The 21,550-nt window shown below is 43.9% G+C and carries 19 protein-coding genes and 3 pseudogenes; 12 read left to right on the forward strand and 10 right to left on the reverse strand.

Annotation, left to right across the window (positions count from 1 at the left end; all coding sequences use genetic code 11):
- From RIG27_RS15675 to RIG27_RS15690, 4 genes and pseudogenes are all read left to right on the forward strand, one after another.
- Window positions 1-126: pseudogene (locus tag RIG27_RS15675) on the forward strand (RNA-guided endonuclease InsQ/TnpB family protein); the annotation flags it as partial.
- 23 nt (window positions 127-149) lie between these two features.
- Window positions 150-278, forward strand: coding sequence for a hypothetical protein (locus RIG27_RS15680; protein ID WP_446346621.1), 129 nt, complete (start codon window positions 150-152; stop codon window positions 276-278).
- A gap of 248 nt (window positions 279-526) precedes the next feature.
- A complete protein-coding gene (locus RIG27_RS15685; RefSeq protein WP_446346623.1) occupies window positions 527-1,363 on the forward strand; it encodes a WecB/TagA/CpsF family glycosyltransferase in 837 nt (278 codons plus the stop codon).
- A gap of 493 nt (window positions 1,364-1,856) precedes the next feature.
- A complete protein-coding gene (locus tag RIG27_RS15690; protein ID WP_446346625.1) occupies window positions 1,857-2,654 on the forward strand; it encodes a DUF3153 domain-containing protein in 798 nt (265 codons plus the stop codon).
- A 166-nt stretch (window positions 2,655-2,820) separates the two neighbouring features.
- Here the strand turns inward: RIG27_RS15690 and cobS are convergent, their stop codons facing one another.
- Window positions 2,821-3,618: an adenosylcobinamide-GDP ribazoletransferase gene (gene cobS / locus RIG27_RS15695; RefSeq protein ID WP_446346627.1), complete on the reverse strand. Its 798-nt coding sequence runs from the start codon at window positions 3,616-3,618 to the stop codon at window positions 2,821-2,823.
- A gap of 394 nt (window positions 3,619-4,012) precedes the next feature.
- On the opposite strand from cobS, the gene RIG27_RS15700 reads away from it, so the two are divergent.
- From RIG27_RS15700 to RIG27_RS15715, 4 genes and pseudogenes are all read left to right on the forward strand, one after another.
- A complete protein-coding gene (locus tag RIG27_RS15700) occupies window positions 4,013-4,465 on the forward strand; it encodes a hypothetical protein (protein ID WP_446346629.1) in 453 nt (150 codons plus the stop codon).
- A gap of 63 nt (window positions 4,466-4,528) precedes the next feature.
- Complete coding sequence (gene tgt / locus RIG27_RS15705; RefSeq protein ID WP_446346631.1) at window positions 4,529-5,653, forward strand: tRNA guanosine(34) transglycosylase Tgt; 1,125 nt, start codon at window positions 4,529-4,531, stop codon at window positions 5,651-5,653.
- A 111-nt stretch (window positions 5,654-5,764) separates the two neighbouring features.
- A complete protein-coding gene (locus RIG27_RS15710; RefSeq protein ID WP_006101934.1) occupies window positions 5,765-6,034 on the forward strand; it encodes a type II toxin-antitoxin system ParD family antitoxin in 270 nt (89 codons plus the stop codon).
- Window positions 6,031-6,343: pseudogene (locus tag RIG27_RS15715) on the forward strand (type II toxin-antitoxin system RelE/ParE family toxin). The gene RIG27_RS15710 and the pseudogene RIG27_RS15715 overlap by 4 nt, the downstream one beginning before the upstream one ends.
- Before the next feature lie 200 nt (window positions 6,344-6,543).
- Here RIG27_RS15715 and RIG27_RS15720 read toward each other — a convergent pair.
- From RIG27_RS15720 to RIG27_RS15750, 7 genes are all read right to left on the reverse strand, one after another.
- Window positions 6,544-7,650 carry a mechanosensitive ion channel family protein gene (locus RIG27_RS15720; protein WP_446346633.1) on the reverse strand — a complete coding sequence of 369 codons (1,107 nt, stop codon included), beginning with the start codon at window positions 7,648-7,650 and terminating at the stop codon, window positions 6,544-6,546.
- A 301-nt stretch (window positions 7,651-7,951) separates the two neighbouring features.
- Window positions 7,952-9,346, reverse strand: a complete 1,395-nt coding sequence (locus RIG27_RS15725) for a collagen-like protein (RefSeq protein ID WP_446346635.1) — start codon at window positions 9,344-9,346, stop codon at window positions 7,952-7,954.
- Window positions 9,347-9,561: 215 nt separating this feature from the next.
- Window positions 9,562-9,753, reverse strand: a complete 192-nt coding sequence (locus tag RIG27_RS15730; protein WP_446346637.1) for a hypothetical protein — start codon at window positions 9,751-9,753, stop codon at window positions 9,562-9,564.
- 11 nt (window positions 9,754-9,764) lie between these two features.
- On the reverse strand, window positions 9,765-11,555 hold the full coding sequence (locus tag RIG27_RS15735) for an ATP-binding protein (protein WP_446346639.1): 1,791 nt from the start codon (window positions 11,553-11,555) through the stop codon (window positions 9,765-9,767).
- 187 nt (window positions 11,556-11,742) lie between these two features.
- Window positions 11,743-13,248, reverse strand: a complete 1,506-nt coding sequence (locus RIG27_RS15740) for an ATP-binding protein (protein ID WP_446346641.1) — start codon at window positions 13,246-13,248, stop codon at window positions 11,743-11,745.
- Window positions 13,238-14,911, reverse strand: a complete 1,674-nt coding sequence (locus RIG27_RS15745; protein WP_446346643.1) for an ATP-binding protein — start codon at window positions 14,909-14,911, stop codon at window positions 13,238-13,240. The genes RIG27_RS15740 and RIG27_RS15745 overlap by 11 nt, the downstream gene beginning before the upstream one ends.
- Before the next feature lie 2 nt (window positions 14,912-14,913).
- Complete coding sequence (locus RIG27_RS15750) at window positions 14,914-16,836, reverse strand: PAS domain-containing sensor histidine kinase (protein WP_446346645.1); 1,923 nt, start codon at window positions 16,834-16,836, stop codon at window positions 14,914-14,916.
- Window positions 16,837-17,311: 475 nt separating this feature from the next.
- On the opposite strand from RIG27_RS15750, the pseudogene RIG27_RS15755 reads away from it, so the two are divergent.
- From RIG27_RS15755 to RIG27_RS15770, 4 genes and pseudogenes are all read left to right on the forward strand, one after another.
- Window positions 17,312-17,871 (forward strand): annotated as a pseudogene (locus tag RIG27_RS15755) (glutathione binding-like protein); the annotation flags it as partial.
- Window positions 17,819-18,004 carry a hypothetical protein gene (locus RIG27_RS15760; RefSeq protein WP_446346655.1) on the forward strand — a complete coding sequence of 62 codons (186 nt, stop codon included), beginning with the start codon at window positions 17,819-17,821 and terminating at the stop codon, window positions 18,002-18,004. The pseudogene RIG27_RS15755 and the gene RIG27_RS15760, both read left to right, overlap by 53 nt.
- Window positions 18,005-18,130: 126 nt before the next feature.
- Window positions 18,131-18,766, forward strand: coding sequence for a hypothetical protein (locus tag RIG27_RS15765; RefSeq protein WP_446346647.1), 636 nt, complete (start codon window positions 18,131-18,133; stop codon window positions 18,764-18,766).
- Window positions 18,760-20,007: an AAA family ATPase gene (locus tag RIG27_RS15770; RefSeq protein ID WP_446346649.1), complete on the forward strand. Its 1,248-nt coding sequence runs from the start codon at window positions 18,760-18,762 to the stop codon at window positions 20,005-20,007. Before RIG27_RS15765 ends, RIG27_RS15770 begins: the two co-directional genes overlap by 7 nt.
- Here RIG27_RS15770 and RIG27_RS15775 read toward each other — a convergent pair.
- Both RIG27_RS15775 and RIG27_RS15780 read right to left on the reverse strand, forming a co-directional pair.
- On the reverse strand, window positions 19,982-20,194 hold the full coding sequence (locus RIG27_RS15775) for a hypothetical protein (protein ID WP_446346651.1): 213 nt from the start codon (window positions 20,192-20,194) through the stop codon (window positions 19,982-19,984). The genes RIG27_RS15770 and RIG27_RS15775 overlap by 26 nt on opposite strands.
- Before the next feature lie 95 nt (window positions 20,195-20,289).
- Window positions 20,290-21,525, reverse strand: coding sequence for an RNA-guided endonuclease InsQ/TnpB family protein (locus RIG27_RS15780; RefSeq protein ID WP_446346653.1), 1,236 nt, complete (start codon window positions 21,523-21,525; stop codon window positions 20,290-20,292).
- Window positions 21,526-21,550 lie beyond the last annotated feature (25 nt).

Below are 21,550 nucleotides of genomic sequence, written 5' to 3' on the forward strand. Positions count from 1 at the left end.
AGAGATGTAGCAGCCGCACAAATAGTCTGTATAAGAGGACTTGCAGCCGTGGGACACACGGTCAAGATGCTTTCTGAGGGTAAATTCATGGGAATCCCTACGATGAAAGAATCACCGTCCTTATAGGGCGGTGAGTGTCAACAACCCTTATGACATCTGCCATCTGCCTCGCCCTCACCCAAAAAGGGGAAGTTAACTTGGATCAGCCAGATTATGGAACGGTTGAGACCTCACAAAACTTTGTAAAGAGTCTTTACGTTTGGTGGATTGACATTTAGATCTATGTAGAACTATTGACATGACTGAGCAATTCAAAGTAAATTACTTCCCATAAAGGATTTTATTCCCCAACCCGAAAGAGGTTAACACCTAACTCCCCAGACTTAGCGAGACGATGAGGATAAACCCAAAAACCGTTGACCGTCGGTCTGGCTCACTCCAGGTCTACAGAAACAAGGTTTTGGGACTTCGGGCGATAAAAAATAAAAATGCGAAACCCAGTTTGGGCAGCTATGAGGAAATAGGAATGAATACTCAAACGTTACCAGTGTCTCCCAGTCAAACCAGTGTCATCGGAATTGGTGTTCATCGGACAAGCTATGAGGAATGTACCGATCTGATTATTCAAAACGCAAAACAGCATCAATCGTGTACAGTAGCGGCAACGGATGTCCATAGTATGATGCGCGGTTATCTTGACCCCCAAGGTCATGGCTATCGCCTGAATAATTTTACGGTAGTCACCCCAGACGGTCAACCTGTACGCTGGGCGCTGAATCTGTTTCGCAAATCGGGAGAAAAATATCTGCGCGATCGCGTCCGGGGACCTGAACTTATGTTAAGGGTGTGCGAACGAGCGGCGGCTGAAGGCGTGAGTATTTTTCTCTATGGTTCAACCGAAGCGATTTTAGGGCAACTGCAAGTCAATCTGACCGAAAAATTCCCTAACTTGAAAATCGCTGGCGCAATCTCTCCACCATTTCGAGCATTAACTCCAGAGGAAGATGCTGAGTACGTCCAAACCATTAGCCAATCAGGAGCGGGTATCGTTTTTGTCGGACTAGGATGTCCAAAACAGGAAGAGTGGGCGTTTACCCATCGTCATCGATTGGATTGTCCTATACTTTGTGTCGGTGCGGCGTTTGATATGCACGCGGGTCAAGTTGACGAAGCCCCAATTTTAATGCAAACCTTCGGTTTAGAATGGCTCTATCGATTTATGCAAGAACCTGTTCGTCTCTGGAAGCGCTATCTATTAATCAATCCACTTTATCTGGTGCTGGTGGCTTTGCAGTTTTTCAAAGTCTTGCCCCGCCAAAAAAAGCATAGTCGAATTGACTACCAGACTTCTCATATTATATAAGAGTAGGAAGGCAACTCCATAAAGTGGGAGATTCTCATTGATTGATGCTCACTGCAAATATCTCACCACCATTCATAAAGCGGATGGCTTCGCCTTTTCTTATCTTGGCGGCGATTCCTCCGACGCTTGACTTTCAGTACAAGCGCGGGACCCTCGCCGCATTCTGCTGGAGCGGATTTTAAACCAAGCTACTCAGCAGGCTGAAGCGGCTGAGGTTTACTATTTGTCCAGTCAAGATACACCGATTACCTTTAATCTATCAACAGAACCCGCCTGGATAAATAATAAAATTGGACTTTAGACTAATATCACAGATAGCGGTGGTTTGACCAAAATTTTTGATTGAATCCTTTAGATGTGATTTCGTTGGGAATTGAGTCTAAACTTCACTAATAAAAGAATGAATTAAAATAGTGGTGAATTCCGATAATAACTGTACTGGTATTACTAGGAATACAGCAAAAATACGAGAATAGAGAAAGGAGTAAAGTTGGTGAAGCCAGGATTGATAAATGGATTTTCTGTCGTTGGTTCGGTTCTCAGTCGCCTACGGGTGCTTGGGGTTGTCCTGCTGGTATCATTACTCCTGTCTGGCTGCGTTAAATATGATGTTTTAGTGAACGTCTTGGATGAAAACCACGGCGCGATCGTGCAGCAAATCCGCTTGGGAGAACAATTGAGAAGTTTTAGTAATGCTCAAGCGACTGAATGGCTCAAAAGTATTGAACGACGTGCTAAGGAACTCCACGGAAAAACGACGCGCCGTTCTCAGCAAACACTTGTAGTCACAATTCCATTTAGTAATGGGGAGGAATTGACCACCAAGTTCAACCAATTTTTCAACCCAGTGAACCCAACTGCTAGGAAGGCTAAGGATAGGGGAACTGTTGATTTACCCAGTCTTGACTCGAGGTTAAGCCTAGAGCAACGTAGATTTTTCGTGGTGCAACGGAATCAGTTAAACTATGAGCTGGATTTGCGATCGCTAGCGGTGCTTTCGGCAAAGGGTAGTGTAATCGTTAGTCCGGGTTCGCTGTTGGATTTGCAGTTTAGTTTACAGACTCCTTGGGGAGCAAACATTCTTGATGTAGGGGATAATACCATTACGCCCCAGATTGACGAGGATGGGCATCTGCTGGTGTGGACTCTGATTCCGGGTCAACTTAACCGCCTAGGGGTGGTGTATTGGATTCCTAGTCCTCTGGGAATCGGAACGATTGTGATTGTGCTGTTCGTCTTAGGGGGTTTTGTGGTTAAGTATAAATCATTTCCGGGAACAGTAACAGTTTGACACTCCCCCAACTCTTTTGAAGGGCGGGTTTAGTCAAGTTATCAGTTTGGTGCAAAAGGTTATCTGTAAAACCCGCCCCTACACCCCCCGATCTCAGCGCTCTTCACCTTAAGTTGACACCAATGGGCATTGCCGTACCCCTACTTTCACCAATACGTTGCCCAGCTTAGACAACTATTGTCAGCAAACACAGCAATAAGGCTTCTGTCCATTCCACCACCGCCCCATAAGTATCCCCCGTATGTCCTCCCAACTGGCGGTAAAACCAGAAGCCGGTCAAAAGCGCGATCGCACATCCTCCTCCGGCGCTAATAACGGCTAACTCCAGACTATCTCTATTCATATTCATGAGTAGGGGTAAGCCACATACCCCTAGGAGTAAAAATGCCCCCCACAGACTATCAATCGGCACCCGAATCCCTTGTTGATGAAATGCGCCTTTTCCTGTGGCTTTGAGGTACGGATACATCGAAATTGCCACGACTTGTCCCCAGCGCCCCCATCCGGCTACAGTAATTAATGCCAACCAGCGATGAGTCTCAATATCCGTAAGCGCCGCCATTTTTAGTAAAAGTAGCGCGATCGCCGCCATCGCCCCAAATGCCCCAGTAACGCTATCTGCCATCACCTCCAGCCGTCGCTTCGGATCTTGTACACCTAAGCCATCTGCCGTATCCATCACGCCATCTAGATGCAATCCTCCGGTTAGTGCTACCCAACTCACCACGATAATCCCACTTCGGGTCAAGTGGGGCATACCCCAGTGTTGCAAAAGAGCGTCTAGCATAGCTAATAGAACGCCAATAAATAGTCCAACGACAGGTGCCCAACGGGCAATGCGCTCAAAGTCTAACCCCCAACTCATGGGAATGGGGATACAAGTATAAAAGGTGATAGCACCCAACCAAGACTGCCAGGACTTTTGCACCGCTTGCCACATCGATTGAACTCTAAACCCCTTCATGGAGAATAATCTAATTTAGAGGGACACAGGTGCAGGTAAGCCCGGAAGCACGGGGATACAGGTGTCACAGAGATATTGAGTGGCTCAGGATTTGGGTTCATAGTTCACTACACAGAAATTTACGTATATTGTCCGATGAATAGCGGGTAAATATTGGGATAGTATGGTTTAGTAACCCTACTGTAATACCCGTAACACTCAAGTATTTCAGATGATAATCCACCGGCACGAGCCCGTGGATGAATTTCTGATTCTTGATTGCCACAGCTTCTGACTTGCCTTTAGCTGGACAGTCGCTAAAATCGAAGCATTAGGTTTTTCAGTCGGGTTTTACACTAATGCCAATACTCTTTGCAAGGCAATATCAGCCCCTTATGCATCATAGGCTTTACCCATGAGTTATCATCAATCTCCACGCCGACTTCCCGCCCCTTGTATCATTGATACGGGCATTATTATCAATAAGCAAGACATGGGACGCCTACTCACTGATTTGGGTCGCGTCCGCTATAGTCACACCATCGATAGCAACAAGCAAAGTGAGGGGGAAGGATATGTGCTGGAAGTCTTTGCCGATTCCCGCCGTTCTACCCTGATTGCGAATCAAGCTATCTACATCAATGTCCAGAGTTTTGATTACTTGCAACTGCATCAGACACCGGAAAAGCAGGCTTATTTTGATTTAGTCCAGGATAACCGTCGGCTGAGACTGATTCCCCTATCCAACCCTTTACATGAGCAATCGGTGGAAACCCTCAACGCCGAAGCCCTAGAAGCCATGGTCACCCAGGTACTCAATGCCCGGTGGGATGTACAAATTGATGATGAGGGGGAATGTCCGTTCTAATCCGCAAATAAAAGAGATGATGAGCCACAATAATCAAAGCACGATTCTGAACCCTTAACCGCGTTGGCTCAAACATACAATTCATTTTCCTTTCAATGTCAGGCATGGTGCAGCCAAACCAAGGCACGCGCCGGATTACTGCACAGTCCCCATGGTCTGATTGAAACGCCCCGGTTTATGCCCGTGGGTACTTTGGCAACGGTCAAAACTCTAACTCCTGCTCAGTTAGAAGCAGCACAAGCCCAAATTATTCTCGCCAATACCTATCATCTGCACTTACAACCCGGAGAAGCGATTGTCCAGCAAGCGGGAGGACTGCATCACTTCATGGGTTGGCAGCGCCCAATTTTGACGGATTCGGGCGGCTTTCAAGTTTTTAGCTTAAGTAAATTGCGACAAATTAGCGAAGAGGGTGTGGTTTTTCGTTCGCCTCGGGATGGACGGTTAATTAATCTCACCCCAGAACGGTCAATTGCTATCCAAAATGCGCTAGGGGCGGATATTATTATGGCATTTGATGAATGTCCGCCGTATCCAGCGAGTCGGGCGGAGATTGAGGCGTCATTGGAGAGAACAGATCGCTGGCTTAAGCGCTGTGTAAATGCTCACACTCGTTCGGATCAGCAAGCGTTGTTTGGTATCGTTCAGGGTGGTGTTTATCCGGATTTGCGTCGTCAGGCGGCTGAGTCGTTGGTGTCTTTAGATTTACCGGGGTATGCCATTGGTGGGGTGAGTGTGGGGGAACCGGTGGACTTGATCCATGACATCGTGGCGGCGACGGCACCGTATTTACCTGTTGATAAGCCACGGTATTTGATGGGGGTGGGGACATATCGAGAAATGGCACGCGCGATCGCATCAGGTGTGGATTTGTTTGATTGTGTGATTCCCACGCGCTTAGGGCGTCATGGGGCGGCGTTGGTTCAGGGGGAACGCTGGAATTTGAAAAATGCTCGGTTTCGTGAGGATTTTTCGGCGTTGGATGCGACTTGTCCCTGTTATTGCTGTCAGAACTTTAGCCGCGCCTACTTGAGTCATCTGGTGCGATCGCGGGAAGTTTTGGGCTTTATGTTAATCTCCCTGCATAATGTGACAGAGTTGATTCGCTTTACCCAAAGTATTCGAGAGGCGATTTTACGGGATACCTTTACCACAGATTTTGCGAGATGGCTAGTGCAGCGGGCATGAAAATACTTGAGCAGCTTCGTAGATACGATGAAGCTGGGGAAGCTGGGGAAACTTCAGTTTAGTTCTAGAACTAGAATAGGAAGATCATTAACACGATATAGGGTAAAGTCAATGAATGTGTCTTTAACTCCAGAACTTGAGCAGTTTCTTCAACGCCAAGTAGAGGGCGGGAAATACAAATCACCGGAGGAGGTTATCCTGGCTGCACTTAGGGCGTTTGCTGAACGGGAACGTATCTATAAGGGGCGCTTTGAGGAATTGAGGGGGGAAATTATGGTTGGAGTTGAAGCGTCGAAACGGGGAGAGGTGGTTGATGGTGAGACGGTTTTTAGCCAACTCGAACAGAAGCTGCTTTTACGTCGTTCTCAAGAGGGTGAATGAGTAATATTTGCCAATTTACTGTTCCAGCTAGTCGAGATATTGAAAGTATTATCGACTATGTTGCTGATCAGAGTAGTTTGGGTGCAGCGGAGCGTTTACTTAAGAAGATTAATCAAAAGTGTCGGACGTTGGCTAGTTTTCCGAACATGGGGCGGAGGCGGGATGAGCTTTTACCTTCGTTGCGAAGCTTTCCTGTTGATGATTATTTAATTTTTTATCAACCAATTGAGGATGGGATTGAGATTTTGCGGGAAGAAGCGTGGCTATAGAGATTTAGAGGCGCTGTTCTCAGATGAAGATGGGGAGTAAGAAACTGAAATATACCTACAAATTAAGCCGAAACCTATATTTGCCGATTGTTTACGCAAATATAGGTTTTTGTCCACAGTCCAATTATGACTGTAACTTGGTATTATATGATGTCCGGACCCATCACCCATAATAAAAACATCTCCCTCTCACCCCCTCCTCTGCCTTCTGCCTTCTGCTATATTACGCCAGCCAACGGTTTAGGGTTTGCCATCAGCGACCAAAGCACTTAAAGAATCGCTAATTTCTCCGGTGTTGAGATTCCCCAAATAGGTGACTTGGGTGGGGTAAGCAAACTCAATCTGACGCGCTTCAAATTCCTGTTTAAGCTGTAAATTAAGCTGCTGCTGGATATCCATATAGAGGTTGTAATCACTGCTTAAAACATAATAAACAACCTCAAAATTCAAGCTAAAATCCCCATAATCGCTAAAATGCGCTCGGTCAAACGTGGTATTATCCAGATTTTCAACAATACCTTGGACAATTTCGGGGATGAGCTGAAGTTTTTCTTGAGACGTTTCATAAAGCACGCCAAACTTAAACGCCACCCGTCGTTTAGGCATCCGTTTAAAATTGCGAATCCGCGAACTGGTTAAATCGGTGTTGGCAAAAATGAGTTGTTCTCCACTTAAACTCTGCAGACGAGTCGTTTTAATGCCAATATGTTCGACTGAACCGAGGAAATCGCCAACAATGATAAAATCTCCCAATTCAAAGGGACGGTCAAAGAGGATAGAGAAGTAGCTGAATAAATCCTGGAGAAAGCCTTGAGACGCTAAAGCAATCGCCACACCGCCAATGCCTAATCCAGCCACAACAGCGGAGATATCAAAACCCAGATTATCTAACAAAAAGACAATTCCCAGCGCCCAAATTGCAATTCGAGCCGCCGGAATTAACGCATCAAGCGCCTGTTGCACCGTTTCACTTTGGCGGCGAGTTAGCCAATATAGCCGGAAACCGTATTCCACCAGGGAAACCAAGAGGCGAATCCCTAGAATCGTGGCAACAATCAACGTCAAAGCGTCAATTACCTGATCCAAAATCGGATGTAAGGTGAGATTCGCGATCGCTACATAAAACGTGCCAACATAAAGGATAGGAATCACGGCTCGTTCAATCATCTGGATCAGGGAATCATCCAACTGAGTTGTCGTTTTCGCCGCCCAGCGTTTGAGCCGTCCTACAATCACTCGGCGGAGAATTTTGATCAGAAAAATTCCCACAACCAAGATGACAAAGGCGATGAGATAGTCTACGACTTGATTGTATAAAAACGTAACCTGTAAGAAATCTGGCGTCATGAACTCCTTAAGCGAATTATACTGAATCCCTATCAGGATTTATGGTTTTTCTCAATCATACATCAATCCTAAGACATAAATTTGGTTAAGTTTGAAGTTTGGAGTTTGTAGTAAGGGCTTTAGCCCGTTATAAGTAGTGGCGTAGTACATAAGCTGTCATGCAATTCAATATTAGTAGCGAGCAAGATGCTTAAGTAGTCGGACAAAAGAAAACGGCACTGTAATAAATTTTGTAAACAAGCCTCAAACCCTTACAAAGGACAAATGACAAATGACAAATGACAAATGACGATCTTAAAACTTATCGAATTTCCCCGCGCCAATTCATTTCCTGTTGGGCTGAGTTTCCCGCAAAGGAACGAGTAGCGACTAACTCAATTTCGATCGCGACTCCGGGACGCAGGTATTCAGCTTCTATGGGGAGTTTGCCTATTTCTAGCGTGTAGCGGTTGTTATGGCGATTGACAAGTTCGGCTGGAATAATTCCTTCATACCGGGTTCTGTAATTATAGAAGCGACGGAAGCGATCGCCTGAATTGGCAGTACGATATCTTAACCTGAATTGGGTGTCGAGTAAGTCGGACTTTCCGGCTAAGTCCACCACACTAAAGGTTAACTCTGAACGATTTCCGGCAAAATCTGCCCGCGTTAGTTGGGTGGCTTCCTGTTTCAGTAGCGCATTGGTGACGACAAACTGGATTACATTTTCCTGTGGCATCATTTTGCCATCAAACCAAACGTCCTCCGGTAAGGATACATCAATGCGTCGGTCAGATTTAAGACTGAGGGATATCGGTTGATTATAAAAGTCGGTAATCGCCCGGTCTGCATTCCAGACTAACTCAAAAGACCGTTCTAAACGTCCGATAAACTCCCGATACTGATTGGCAATGATTGAATTGGGGGCGAGTAAAGCGGTTGCACCAGTAAGAGTTCGCCATTGATTCACAGAGAGTGCGATCGCGCCGTTTTGCAGTTGGGGTAGAGTAACGGTAGCGGTGGGTTTGTCTGGGGGTAATGCTTCACTCCGATTAATTAATGTCAGCGTCCCCATGCTTCCGTCTTTTCCGTCTTGACCATCTCGACCATCTTGACCATCATCACCCTCTTCACACTCGAATCGCTCAGTTTCGCAGTCTTCCTCACCATTATCTGAATTTTTGGTACAGATTTCTATCTCCCAACTTCGGTCATTACAGTCACAGCCATCCCCCCCATAAGCGCCGCGTCCAGAACGTCCTCCACGTCCGCCCTGGGAACGTACATAGATTTGTTTCAAATCCTCTCGATTTGTATAATAAACTGTCAATGACCCGCCATCCCCACCATCTCCACCATTTCCACCATTTCCACCATCGCCTCCATCGGCGGCTTTTAGGTCATAATCAACCTTTCGTGGCTGTCGGGAACAATCTCCATCCTCACCCGGTTGTCCATTATTGCCATCACCACCATTTCCTCCCGACAACTCCAGATTAATCGGAGAACCATCCACAAAAATTGTCCGATTTTCCCCATCTCGTCCCCGTCTCTCCGCACGTCCATCTGTACCATCTCGACCATCTTGTCCAAAGTCTCGTTCTGGGTGACGACTCCACGCAACTAAGGGACAGAAGAGGGAGTTTGAGGTGTGAGGAAAAACAAAGGAGAAGGTTAAGGTTAATAGAATTAAAAATAGCTTTCCAGAGAAATGCATGGGTATCAATAGAACTCTGTAACCTGGGGAACAATTCCCCAATCAAGGGATGACTGAGGTGTGGGGAGATTGGTTCCGGAGAGTGTTGACCTTTCACGACCTTCAAGGGAACCGGATTTGTAGGGGCGGGTTTAGGGACTACTGTTGATTGTTTTCCCTAACTTGGCTGCAAAACCCGCCCTTTTTTAATCGTGCTAATACCTATTCCCTATTCCCTATTTCCTATTTCCAATGACCAATGACAAATGACCAATGACCAATGACAAATGACCAATGACCAATGACCAATGACCAATGACCAATGACCAATGACGAATGACCAATGACGAATGACCAATGACCAATGACCAATGACGAATGACAAATGACGAATGACAAATGACAAATGACCAATGACCAATGACCAATGACGCTCTACCTACTTAATAACAGGTAACTCAATTTCAAAGGTTGTTCCTTCACCTTCGACTGAATGACAGTGGATTTTACCGCCATGTTTCTCCACCACAATTTTATAGCTAACTGATAACCCTAATCCTACGGCTGTTCCCACAGATTTGGTCGTGAAAAATGGGTCAAAAATTTCTTGTTGTACTTCCTGACTCATGCCACAACCATTATCAGTAATGCGAATCATTACAACATCTCGCGCCTTTTGAGATGTGTTGACTGCTAATCCGGCGCTGCGCTCAAGGACATGAATTTGACTATTCACTTCTTCCCCACCTTCTCTATCTCCCTGATTTCCTCCTCTGATCATTTCCCCCTCTCCTTCCTCTCCAACTTGCGGTGAAACCGGGTGACTGATCAATCTGGTGTCAATGGTAATAATACCCGGTAATCCCTTCATATCTATCGCATCAATGGCATTGTTGAATATATGAATAAACACCTGATTCAACTGACTGGCATAAGCCATTAAACAAGGCAAATTATCATGGTTTTGAATTACCCGAATCTCTGGCTTTTTTCCTTGGGGCTTGAGCCGATGCTGTACCAGTAATAAGGTTGAATTAATCATTTCCTGGATGTCAATCATCCTTTGATCCAGTTCATCCAATGTCGAGAAATTCCGCAGCGCTTGCAGCGATAGCGTGACATCCATTAGACGTTCCGCACCTATATGAATCGAGTTAAACATTTTTTGCCAATCTTGGGCAATAAACTCTAAATCAATCTGTTCTAGTAACTGCTGAATTTCTAACGTAGGTTTAGGACAAGCTTGCTGATAGAGGTGCAGCAGGTCGATCAGATCGCGGAAATATGATCGACCCAGAACAATATTGCCACAAATCCAGGTGATCGGATTATTAAACTCCTGAATTAATGCTGTTGCCATGCGCCCTAGGCTAGATAATTTCTCAGATTGAATCAGTTTAAATTGGGTTGTTTTCAACTCCGCCAATGCCTGTTCTAATTTAACATTAGCTGCCTCTATCTGAATAGAATTGCTAATATCTTGAAACACCAAAACTGCCCCAATTACCTTATTTTGTTTATCGTGAATGGGTGTTACACTACCGCCAATGGGAATCCTTTTAGTTTGTCTGGAAATCAAGAGACTATCTTTAGGTATTGAAAAGGGAAAATTGTTTTCCATCGCTGTTCTTAACGGCAGGTTTACCGATTGCCTTGTGTTTTGAGTAAAAAGTTGAAACACCTCACTTAACTCTTGATCAATTGCCTCAACGAACTGCCATCCCGTAAACATTTGTGCAACTTCGTTGAGAAAGCGAATGTGACATTGAGTATCCGTGACAATCACACCATCCCCCATTTCGCGGAGAATCGTGGTTAGTAATTGTTCGCGGGAATAGCGATGTAAGGCAATATCAATCGTGACAAATAATTCCCGTTCTTTAATCGGTTTTAAAATGTAACCAAAGGGAGACGATACTTTGACTCGTTCTAAGGTACTCAGATCAGAATGTCCGGTGACATAAATCACGGGAATTGAAAGACGTTCCCAAATAACCTGTGCTGCTTCAATTCCATCCATATTTCCCTGGAGGAAAATATCCATTAACACTAAGTTAGGACGGAGGGTTGTCGCCCTTTCCACTGCCTTCTCTCCTGATGTCGCGATCGCACAAACACAATGCCCAAATAATTCCAACTGTTCTTTCAGGTTGATAGCGATAATTCGCTCATCTTCGACGACGAGAATACTTATCAGTTTTTCAGAGATGTTTTTGGCTAATGTTTTCATGGCAACCACGAGAATTAAATGAATTATTTAGGGCAATAAACTATTAAAAAAACGAAGCGAGTATAATCAAGGACAAAGGACAAATGACAAATGACAAATGACAAAGGACAAATGACAAATGACAAATGACAAATGACAAATGACAAATGACAAATGACAAATGACAAATGACAAATGACCAGACTAATTATTCGGGGAAGGGTAAAACCACTGTAAACCTTGTACCAATACCCAAAACACTTTCCACTGACAATGTTCCCCCATGTAAATCAACGGCTTTCTTGACGATGGCTAACCCCATCCCTGAACCTCGAACTGTCCCTGTATTACTGGCGCGGCGGAATGGCTCAAAGATACAAGGTTGATCCTCTGGTGGAATGCCAATTCCGTTATCTTTTACCTCGACTGTCAGCCTATCATCTTCACAGGTTAGCGTTAGATAAACAGAACTGTTTTCTGGAGAATATTTCAAAGCATTGGTGAGTAAATTTCTCACAATCAGTTGCAGGATTTTTTGATCCAGATAAGCGGTTTGACTTTTGCCGCAACTGCTCCAGGTTATTTTAGCTTGATCACTGGCAATAAGTTGGTATTCGTCGATGAGTTGTTGACAGAAAAGGTTTACATCTAAAGGCATCGGATCAAGGAGCAGTTGACCCGCTTCGGCTTGCCCAAAGGTTAATACATCTTCCAGCAATCCTACCATATATTTTACCGCCTGTTTAATTCGCTGGCAATTGACTCGCTTATTCTCTGAGCGAACCGATGAACTATCGGTTTCGATCAGGAAGGTTGAGGCTTGAATAATCGAAAGCGGGGTGCGGTATTCATGGGAAACCGTGTGAATAAATTGCTGTTGGAACTGGTTAAGTTGTTGTTCCTGAGCTAACTGCTGGCGTAGCGCGGCTTCAGCTTGTTTGCGATCGCGTATATCTTGGAATACCAACACCACCCCCGCTAGATCCCCCTGATTATCCCAAATCGGTGCAGCACTGTCTGCGATCACGATTTGTTGACCTGTCTTGGTAATTAGGACATGATCATCGGTACGATCAACGAGTCTATCTTCTTTGAATGCCAACGTCACTGAGTTATTCACAGGCTGCTGGGTTTGCACATCAATGATTTGAAAGACATCCTTCAACTCCCGATTCTTCGCATCGGCAAATTGCCATTCGGTTAGCAATTCCGCCACCTGATTCATACACTGAATCCGACAATCTTGATCGACGACAATTACGCCATCGTCAATTCCCCACAGCACTGCACTCAAAAATTGGTCCCGTTTATAGCGCTGCAAGGCAATTTCAATGGCTACCGATAATTGCTGTTCATTCACAGGTTTGAGGATATAGCCAAAGGGTGCCGTTACCTTTGCCCGTTTTAAGGTAATTTTATCGGAATGTCCGGTTAAATAAATTACCGGAATTTGCCACTTATTCCAAATTTGTTGCGCCGTCCAAATTCCATCCATGTCCCCCTGTAACCAGATATCCATCAGCACTAAATCAGGATGAAGTTCCCCGGCTTGGGTGACAGCTTTGTTCCCAGAGGCGGCAATTCCAACGACACCGTAACCCAAAGCTTCTAAATTTTCCTTCAGGTTCAGAGCAATAATTCTCTCATCTTCCACAACCAGAATTCGAGCCATTGTTGCTGTGTCAATTTCCGATAAATATTGTTCACTGATCATGATCATGCTCCACTTCCATCTCTTGGGATTGTAAACTAGGTATAAAAATTGTGAAGATTGTCCCGTCGCGATCGCTCGTGACATCAATCTCGCCCTGGAGTCGATGCACTAACATTTTCGTCACGGTTAATCCTAAACCCGTTCCTTCTTGTTTCCAGGAATAGGAACTCGGAATGCGATAGAATGGCTCAAAAATTTTCTCTCGTTCATCCAGGGGAATCTCCACCCCAGAATTCCTCACCTGAATCTCGACAGTCCAAAACCCGTCTCCCTGACGTAGAGACGCGCCATGGCGCGTCTCTACATTGCCATCTCCCAAAGCCCGCACTGTTACCCCAATATCCTCCCCGGCTGGCGTGTATTTAAATGCATTATTTAGTAATTCTGTCAACATCCGAGTTAAACTCAACCGATCTGAAACCAGGGGGGGTAAATTCGGATCAATATCAATATGCAACCGTTGCTGCTGAAACTGCGCCCAGGCTTCAAAGGGTTTAATCAACTCAGGCATCCAATCGGGGAATTGAATCAACGTTAATTGTAAGGGATGAACTTCTGTTTCAATCGCACCGATATCCAGCAAATCGTTAACCAGCTTCAGTTTCTGATTACACTGCTCCTGGACAATCCGCCAATAACGAGCAATCACTGTGGAATTAGAACGGATTTGTGAACTTAATAAACTCTGTTGATCTAAAATGGTTTCCAGAATCCGAACTGCCAATTTAATCTTTGCCGGAGACGTGGGCAATTCTAATGACGCTTTACTTAAACTGTCATCGTGGAACAGATCTAGACATTGCAGTTCAGCAATATCATACTCTAATTGTCGGGCGCGTTCCAGGGCGCGATTCTGTTCTTGGGCTAAACGTTGTCGTGTCGCATCTCGAAACACCAAAACCATACCCTCGATCGCACCATCGTTATTTTTAATCAGAGCCAGGCTATCGGCAATAGGGATTGGCTTTCCTTGCTTGGGGAGCAATAAAATCTGCTTTTCTAAATAAATAATTGTATCTTGTTCTAGAACATTTTTCAGGACATCCTCAACAGGCTGTCGAGTTTGTTCATCGACAATATTAAAGACTTCGGTGAATTTCCGCTCTTTGGCTTCAGCCAATTGCCAACCCGTTAAGGATTCCGCCACCTGATTCAGAAACTTAACCTGACCCTCTTTATCGGTAACAATTACTCCATCTCCAATCCCTCTGAGAATGGCGCTAATTAATTGTTCTCGTTCATATCGCTTGAGTGCCGTTTCAATTGCTACGTAAAGAGCCTGTTCTTTAACGGGTTTGAGGATATAGCCAAAGGGAGCCGTAATTTTTACCCGTTCTACCGTACTTTGATCCGAATGTCCGGTGACATAAATTGTGGGAATTTTCAGGCAATCCCAGATTTGCTGCGCGGCTTCAATCCCATCAATATTGCCTTTGAGCCAGATATCCATCAACACTAAATTGGGACGGAACTCAGTGGCTTTTGCAATCGCTTGTTCTCCCGACGCTGCGATGGCAGGTACGGTATAGCCGAGGGATTCTAAGCTTTCTTTCAGATTAATCGCGATAATTTTCTCATCTTCAACGACGAGAATTTTTTTTGTTTCTTTTAAGTTCGGAGGTGGTTTGGGAAACATCATCGGGTAATCCTTAATTCTAGACATTATCAAGTTCTGAGTTTATTGCTAAAGGTAATCTTAAATTCAGTTCCGGAGTCACAATTTAGGTCTAAGGTTCCATCGATCTGCTCGACTAAGCCTAAAACCAGGGTTAATCCTAATGAAGTGGTTGTTTCGATATCAAAGGATTTTTGGATTCCCACACCGTCATCCCGGACAAGCAGAGTGAGTAAGTTATTATCCGGATTTCGTTGAAATTTAATCTCTATTTCTCCCTGCCGATCCTCTGGAAAAGCATATTTTAGCGTATTAGACACCAATTCATTTAAAATTAAGCCACAGGGAATCGCTGTGTCAATGGCGAGATCAATATCCTCAACCTGATAGGAAAGGCGAACTCGACTGGAACTGATGCTATAAGAATCAAATAAATGAGTAATTAAATCGGGAACATATTGGGCAAAATCAATCTGAGCTAAATTATCAGACCGATATAACTTTTCATGCACCAGGGCAATCGAGGCAATGCGATTTTGGCTGTCTTGCAAAACCAACGCTACGTCTTGATATTTAGTCCGCCGCGACTGCATTTGCAGCAGACTACTGACTATTTGCAAATTATTTTTCACCCGGTGATGAATCTCTTTGAGCAAGACCTCTTTTTCTTTGAGGGAAGCTTGGAGTTGCTCTTTAGTTTGCTTTTGTATGGTAATATCTTGTTGAACAGTAACCATGACGGTGCCATAGTCGGGATGCTCAAAACGAGACGTTATCGCTTTACCCCAGAAGGGAGTTCCATCTTTTTTTACATTATGAATTTGGCAGGTATATTCAGCATTTGCCTTTGCCATAATTTTTTGAGTAATTAGCTGTCGAACTGGCTCGACGCCAATTTGATTATTTTCATAGTCAATAATCGTCACAGGTTGGTTGTTTAGTTCACCGGGTTCATAACCAAACATCTGCTCAAATTTTGGGTTAGCATAAACGATTATCCCGTCATTCGCTCTAACCAAACAAATGCCTTCTTCGATGTTTCGATTAATCACCGCCTGTAGGTTTAGATCTTTTTCTGTTTGTTTGCGATCGCTGATATCCACGAAATAACCAACAACCTCAATCGGTTCACCCGTTTCATCTCGAATTAACCTCCCTTCATCCAACAGCCAGTGATAGGTTCCATCGGCGTGCAGAAAACGGTATTCAAAGGAATAACTTCCCTGATTTAATTTCCGGGGTAATTCCTGGAGAATCAAGTCAATATCCTCAGGATGGATATGATTTAACCATAAATCTGACCCATTCAAAAATTGCTCTGGGGTGTAACCCACAACATTGACAACATTGTCACTGATATAAGTCAGCTTATAATTCTGCTCAGGCTGGGTGCTAAAAATCACCGCAGGGCTGGAGATGAGGAGATATTGCAGATATTGCTGAGTTTGCCGCTCAATCTCGCTCAGATTCTTAACAATGTGTAAAGTGCCTAGGGTCTGTCCTTGGTCATCCCGGATACTGTGAAACGTGAATTGGTACTTATTGCGATCGCGCTTACTATCGCCAAATTCCTGAATGACTGTAAACTCTTCACCTCGTAGCGCCCGTCCCAAGATGTCCTGTGCCTTTGCTTGTCCATTCGGTAAATGGCTCAGGGCTTCTATCAAACTTGTACCGATGTCAATATCTCGCCCAAAAATCTTAATGAATTCGGTTTTATACGCTTGATTAAAGGCAATATAGCGCCAGTTCAAATCCAGCGCCGTCATCATATCCGTGGTGTTCTCTAGAATCCCTTGCAGCAGGAATGGATTGTCTTGTCTGAGTTCCCTGATTGATCGAGGGTCAAGTCCTATATCTGGCAAGGCGTCTACGTCTAGGTTTAGCGCCCGCAACTCCACCTCAGCCCGGTGTAAGCGATCGCCCAGATCCTGTATTTCTTGTTGGAGTTTTTCTTTTATTTGCTTATTCATATCTGTCTTTAACTGACATAGACTTTTTTGGTTAACTTTGGGTTTAAATTTGTTATAGTAAAGCTTTTGTTTTTTACACGCTCAACCTAGCAAACATTTACTCATTAAAACCGGAAATTAATAAAAGTTAATGAAAATAGTTTTTAAGCAATAAATAACCAAAAAGTTTACATTTGATTAAATCTGAAATGTAAATTTATCGTGAATATATAGCGATCCCAAATCTCCGGTGGAACATCTGGGAGCTTGTCATCCCTTCAAGCCAGACTTTCTCGCCATCAGTCCCAACAATAAAATAGGGGCTGCTGAATAAGTGGTGTGGTGAGGGGGAGCGGGGGAAGCCGGGGAAGCTGGGGAAGCTGGGGGAGCAAGGGTACATTTTCCTGATAGTGGTGCAAGGGTTTTGATTAGTTTTATTCTCTTTCCTGGAAGATGAGCCAATGTCAATGCTACTCAAAGTATTGATGGCTAATGGTTTTTGGGTTGTGCAGCAAACCCTAAAATACCTGTGATTGTTGATTCTCAAGGAATTGAGGGTCAACCCCTATCCCTATTCGAGTCCGGTGCAATGGGAGCTGTATCTAGCCGACAAAACCGGACAATTCATTTCCAAACAGCCACGCGATCGCTATGCTGTAATTCAGTGGTTAATGTTCCAAATGGGTGGTGTTGGACCCATGCTGGGACAAACGCACCACTTCCGCAAATATGCACCCGAAAAAATCCCGTATGCGATTAATCGCTATACCAATGAAGCCACTCGTTTGTATCGCGTTCTCGATAAACAGTTATCCCAAAGCGAGTACGTAGCGGGTGAGTATTCTATTGCAGATATGGCAATTTTTCCCTGGATTGTTCCCCATGAAAAACAGGGACAAAAATTAGCCGATTATCCCCATCTTCAGCGATGGTTTGATGCGATTAATCAGCGACCTGCGGTACAGCGAGGGTTAGCACTTTTAAGTGAAAAACAGCAATATGGATGAAAAGGCAAGAGAAGCCTTATTTGGTTCCCGTCAATTGGATCAGCGATAATTTGTCATTTGTCATTTGTCATTTGTCATTTGTCATTTGTCATTTGTCATTTGTCATTTGTCATTTGTCATTTGTCATTTGTCATTTGTCCTTCGTTATAGAGTTCATCTGTCATGCTGAGTGGAGTCCGTAGCGAAGCGGAGGAACGAAACGAAGCATCTGTCCAGATTCTTCCCTTAGCAGATTCTTCACTTCGCTCAGAATGACAGATACGTTAGAACAGAACTGGGTATCAGTCAATTAACCTAGAGGTTTCCTCATGGCATATAGCAGTTTCACCTTAGCTAAAGTCAAGGAAGATTTTGGCTTAACCGTTGATGAAACGCAAAACTTGTTCGCGGATGTTCCCGGTGTACAACCCTCAGAACTGTTAACTTTCACGTTAGCTGATTCTATCCCTTTAGCGACAGCCATTGATACCGAAAAAGCCCGTTCTGAATTTATTATTGCTCCAGTTTTATCAGAAGTTAGGCGACAGGTGAACTATCAAGTGAGTTTATTCTCTGGAACGGATTTCAATGTCGATATCGAAAAAGGCTTACAAGGCTATTGTGACTTTATTCTGAGTTGTTCAGCAGAACAATTTTATATCAACGCTCCAGTGATTACGATTGCCGAAGCCAAAAATGAAAAAATCCCATCAGGATTTGGTCAATGTATTGCCGAAATGGTCGCCGCCCAGATATTTAACCAAAGAGCCGGAAATAAAATTGATAAAATTTATGGTGCTGTAACAACAGGGACAGCTTGGCGGTTTTTGGTCTTAGAGGAACATACCGTATTGATTGATCGGTTAGAATACTATATTAAGGAAGTCGATAAGATTTTGGCAATCCTCTTACAACCCATTCAAGCTTATTTATCCAAAAGCACCGAAGGGAATGAAATATGTTAAAAAATCTCACAATAAATAATTTCCGCTGTTTCAAACATTTTGAGCTTCAGCAGCTTGGCAGGGTTAACTTACTCGTTGGTAAAAATAACAGTGGTAAGACATCAATACTAGAGGCAATTCAACTTCTATGCTCCAGAGGTAATCCTGAACCATTACTTGAAGCTCTGACTAACAGAGGTGAATATTGTTGGAGTGATGACATTAGAAGAGGCAGAAGAGAGCGTGAACTTGATATTTGTCATCTTTTTCACGGTCATGAAATTGAATTAGGCAGTGAATTTTCAATATTGGCTTCAAATGATAATCTTGAAAATAAACTTTTCGTATCTATAGAAAAACAACCGATTGCTTCTAAGGTAGATTCAGAGAGTGAATTTGATGAATCTACCAGTGTAGTTGAAGAATTTTCAGATAACTTAATAGAACTTGCTTTTAAAATTTTGTGGACTGATGGCAATAAGCGAGAGGGGTGGAAACGCAGTTTGTCCTCTAATGGAGGACTATCTGAAGATTATATTCGTCGATGGCGAGTTATAGGTAAGCCATCAAAAAATGCAGTAATAAATCAATATATCACATCATCATCTTTAACAACAACCAACATGACTGATTTATTTGATCAGGTCGTTTTAACACCAGAGGAAATGCTTGTCTATAAAGCACTTCAGACGATTGAACCTAAAATTGAACGTCTTGCTTCTATTACGTCTAAAACCCTCAGAAATTCAGAGTCTCGTAGTGGATTTGTCGTGCGTCTTGCTGACAGTGATCAGCGCGTTCCAATTGGGAGTATGGGGGATGGAATATGGCGGATGTTGGGTCTAGCATTATCAACGGTATGTGCTAGGGGCGGAGTATTGCTGGTTGATGAAATTGATACCGGACTACATTTCACAGCGATGGAAGATATGTGGAAACTTATTTGGGAAACTGCTAAAAAACTCAATGTCCAAGTTTTTGCGACTACTCATAATAGTGATTGTTGGACTAGCTTGGCTAGCATGGCGAGTCAGGAACAGAATACTGAAGATGGAATTACAATTCAACGAATAGAACCAGGGAAAGAAACAGGTGTCGTTTTCAGTGAACGTGAGATGGTCATCAACGCCTGCTTAAAAAGTCTTCCTGACTTTCCGGAACAATTACCAGAAACGGGATTAATCCATAGTATCGGTGAAAAATTATCGCCATCGGAGACATTACTGTCTGAGTATTTCACTCAACATACTTTTTCACGATAAATGAGGCATCCTCTTGATGAGAATGTCTCAACTCTTGAGATTTATTGACAGCAGCTTTCATATCATCATAAGGACCTGCCCAGAGGTAAGACCTCACTAATTGATCATCACCAGCCAGTGATCCATAAACCGTATAATAAACCCCATAACGGGTATTTTGATCCGAGTCAATAACTTTCCTAAGCATAAGAATTCATCGATTAGACTTTCAAACGAAATCGAATCGTAGTTGGCTGGATAAGACTGTATGATGCCTAACAGCGTAAATTGACACTCCCCGCCCTAAAAGTGCGGGGATTCTTCGTTCACAGATCCGGCTTGCTTTGACAGGATTTCTCCAATCAAAGTAGAGGTCGAGTCTCCAGAAGCGTTCGGATTTAAAATCCAAGTTCCGACATGCCCTGCCGTACACCATCCTAATTTCAGAATATTAATGGCGGCGTTCCAATCTCGATCTAAAATACATCCACACCGACAAACATGAGTTCTGGTGGACAAAGACTTTTTAACTGTTGTGCCACAATTGGAACATTCCTGGGAAGTGTAGGCAGGATTAACCGCGATGGTTATCTTGCCAAATTTAATCCCAAAATATTCCAGCCACTTTCTGAACTGATACCAACCTGCATCATTAATTGACTTAGCTAAACAATGATTCTTAACCAGATTCTTAATCCTCAAATCTTCATAGGCAACCAAATCGTTAGATTGGATTACGCAACGCGCCACTTTCTTGGCATGTTCTTCACGCTGCCTACTTATTTTGAGGTGTTTTCGCCCTAGTCGATTAATGGCTTTTTTTCGGTTAGCAGAGCCTTTCTCTTTACGCGAGACCCGCCGTTGAAGGAAGCCTAGACGTTTCTCGCCTTCTCGATAAAATCGGGGATTTGGCTCTTTTTGACCATTGCTATCGGTATAGAACTCTTTGAGTCCTACATCTAAACCAATGGCTTTTCCTGTCGGCTTGCTTTCTACTTTGTTTTCAGCGCTAGCCCTGAGCGAAGTCGAAGGGCTAGCCAAAAATTGTACATAGTAGCCATCAGCGCGACGGACTAACCGCACCCGCTTTATCTGATCGAGTTGATAGAAGTTTAAGTCCCACGTCCCTTTGAGCTTAAGCTTACCGATTCCCTTTTTGTCCGTGAAGGTTATTTGCTTGCGAGTCTCAGAAAGCTTCCAACCGCTAGTTTTATATTCAACTGAACGGCAGTTTTTCTTAAACTTTGGATAACCCTTTTTTCCGGGAACAGATTTTTTGCAGTTACTGTAGAATCTGGCGATTGACGAATACGCCCTGTCCACAGCCGTTTGACAAGCATGGGAATTTAAGTCCTTGACAAAGGAAAACTCAGCTCTTAGCGCCGTGTTATAACGATACAAGTCTTTTTGTCCAACGTCTCGGTTATCCATCCAGTAACGGATGCATTTGTTGCGGACAAATTGAGCGGTTTGAATCGCCTCATTGATCGCTGAATATTGAGTTGTTTTTCCTTGACCCTTAAACTCAAAAACCAGCATTTGACGTGGAAAACTTATGCATCAA

The organism is Coleofasciculus sp. F4-SAH-05 (genome assembly GCF_040222985.1).
Classification (GTDB): Bacteria; Cyanobacteriota; Cyanobacteriia; order Cyanobacteriales; family Coleofasciculaceae; genus Coleofasciculus; species Coleofasciculus chthonoplastes.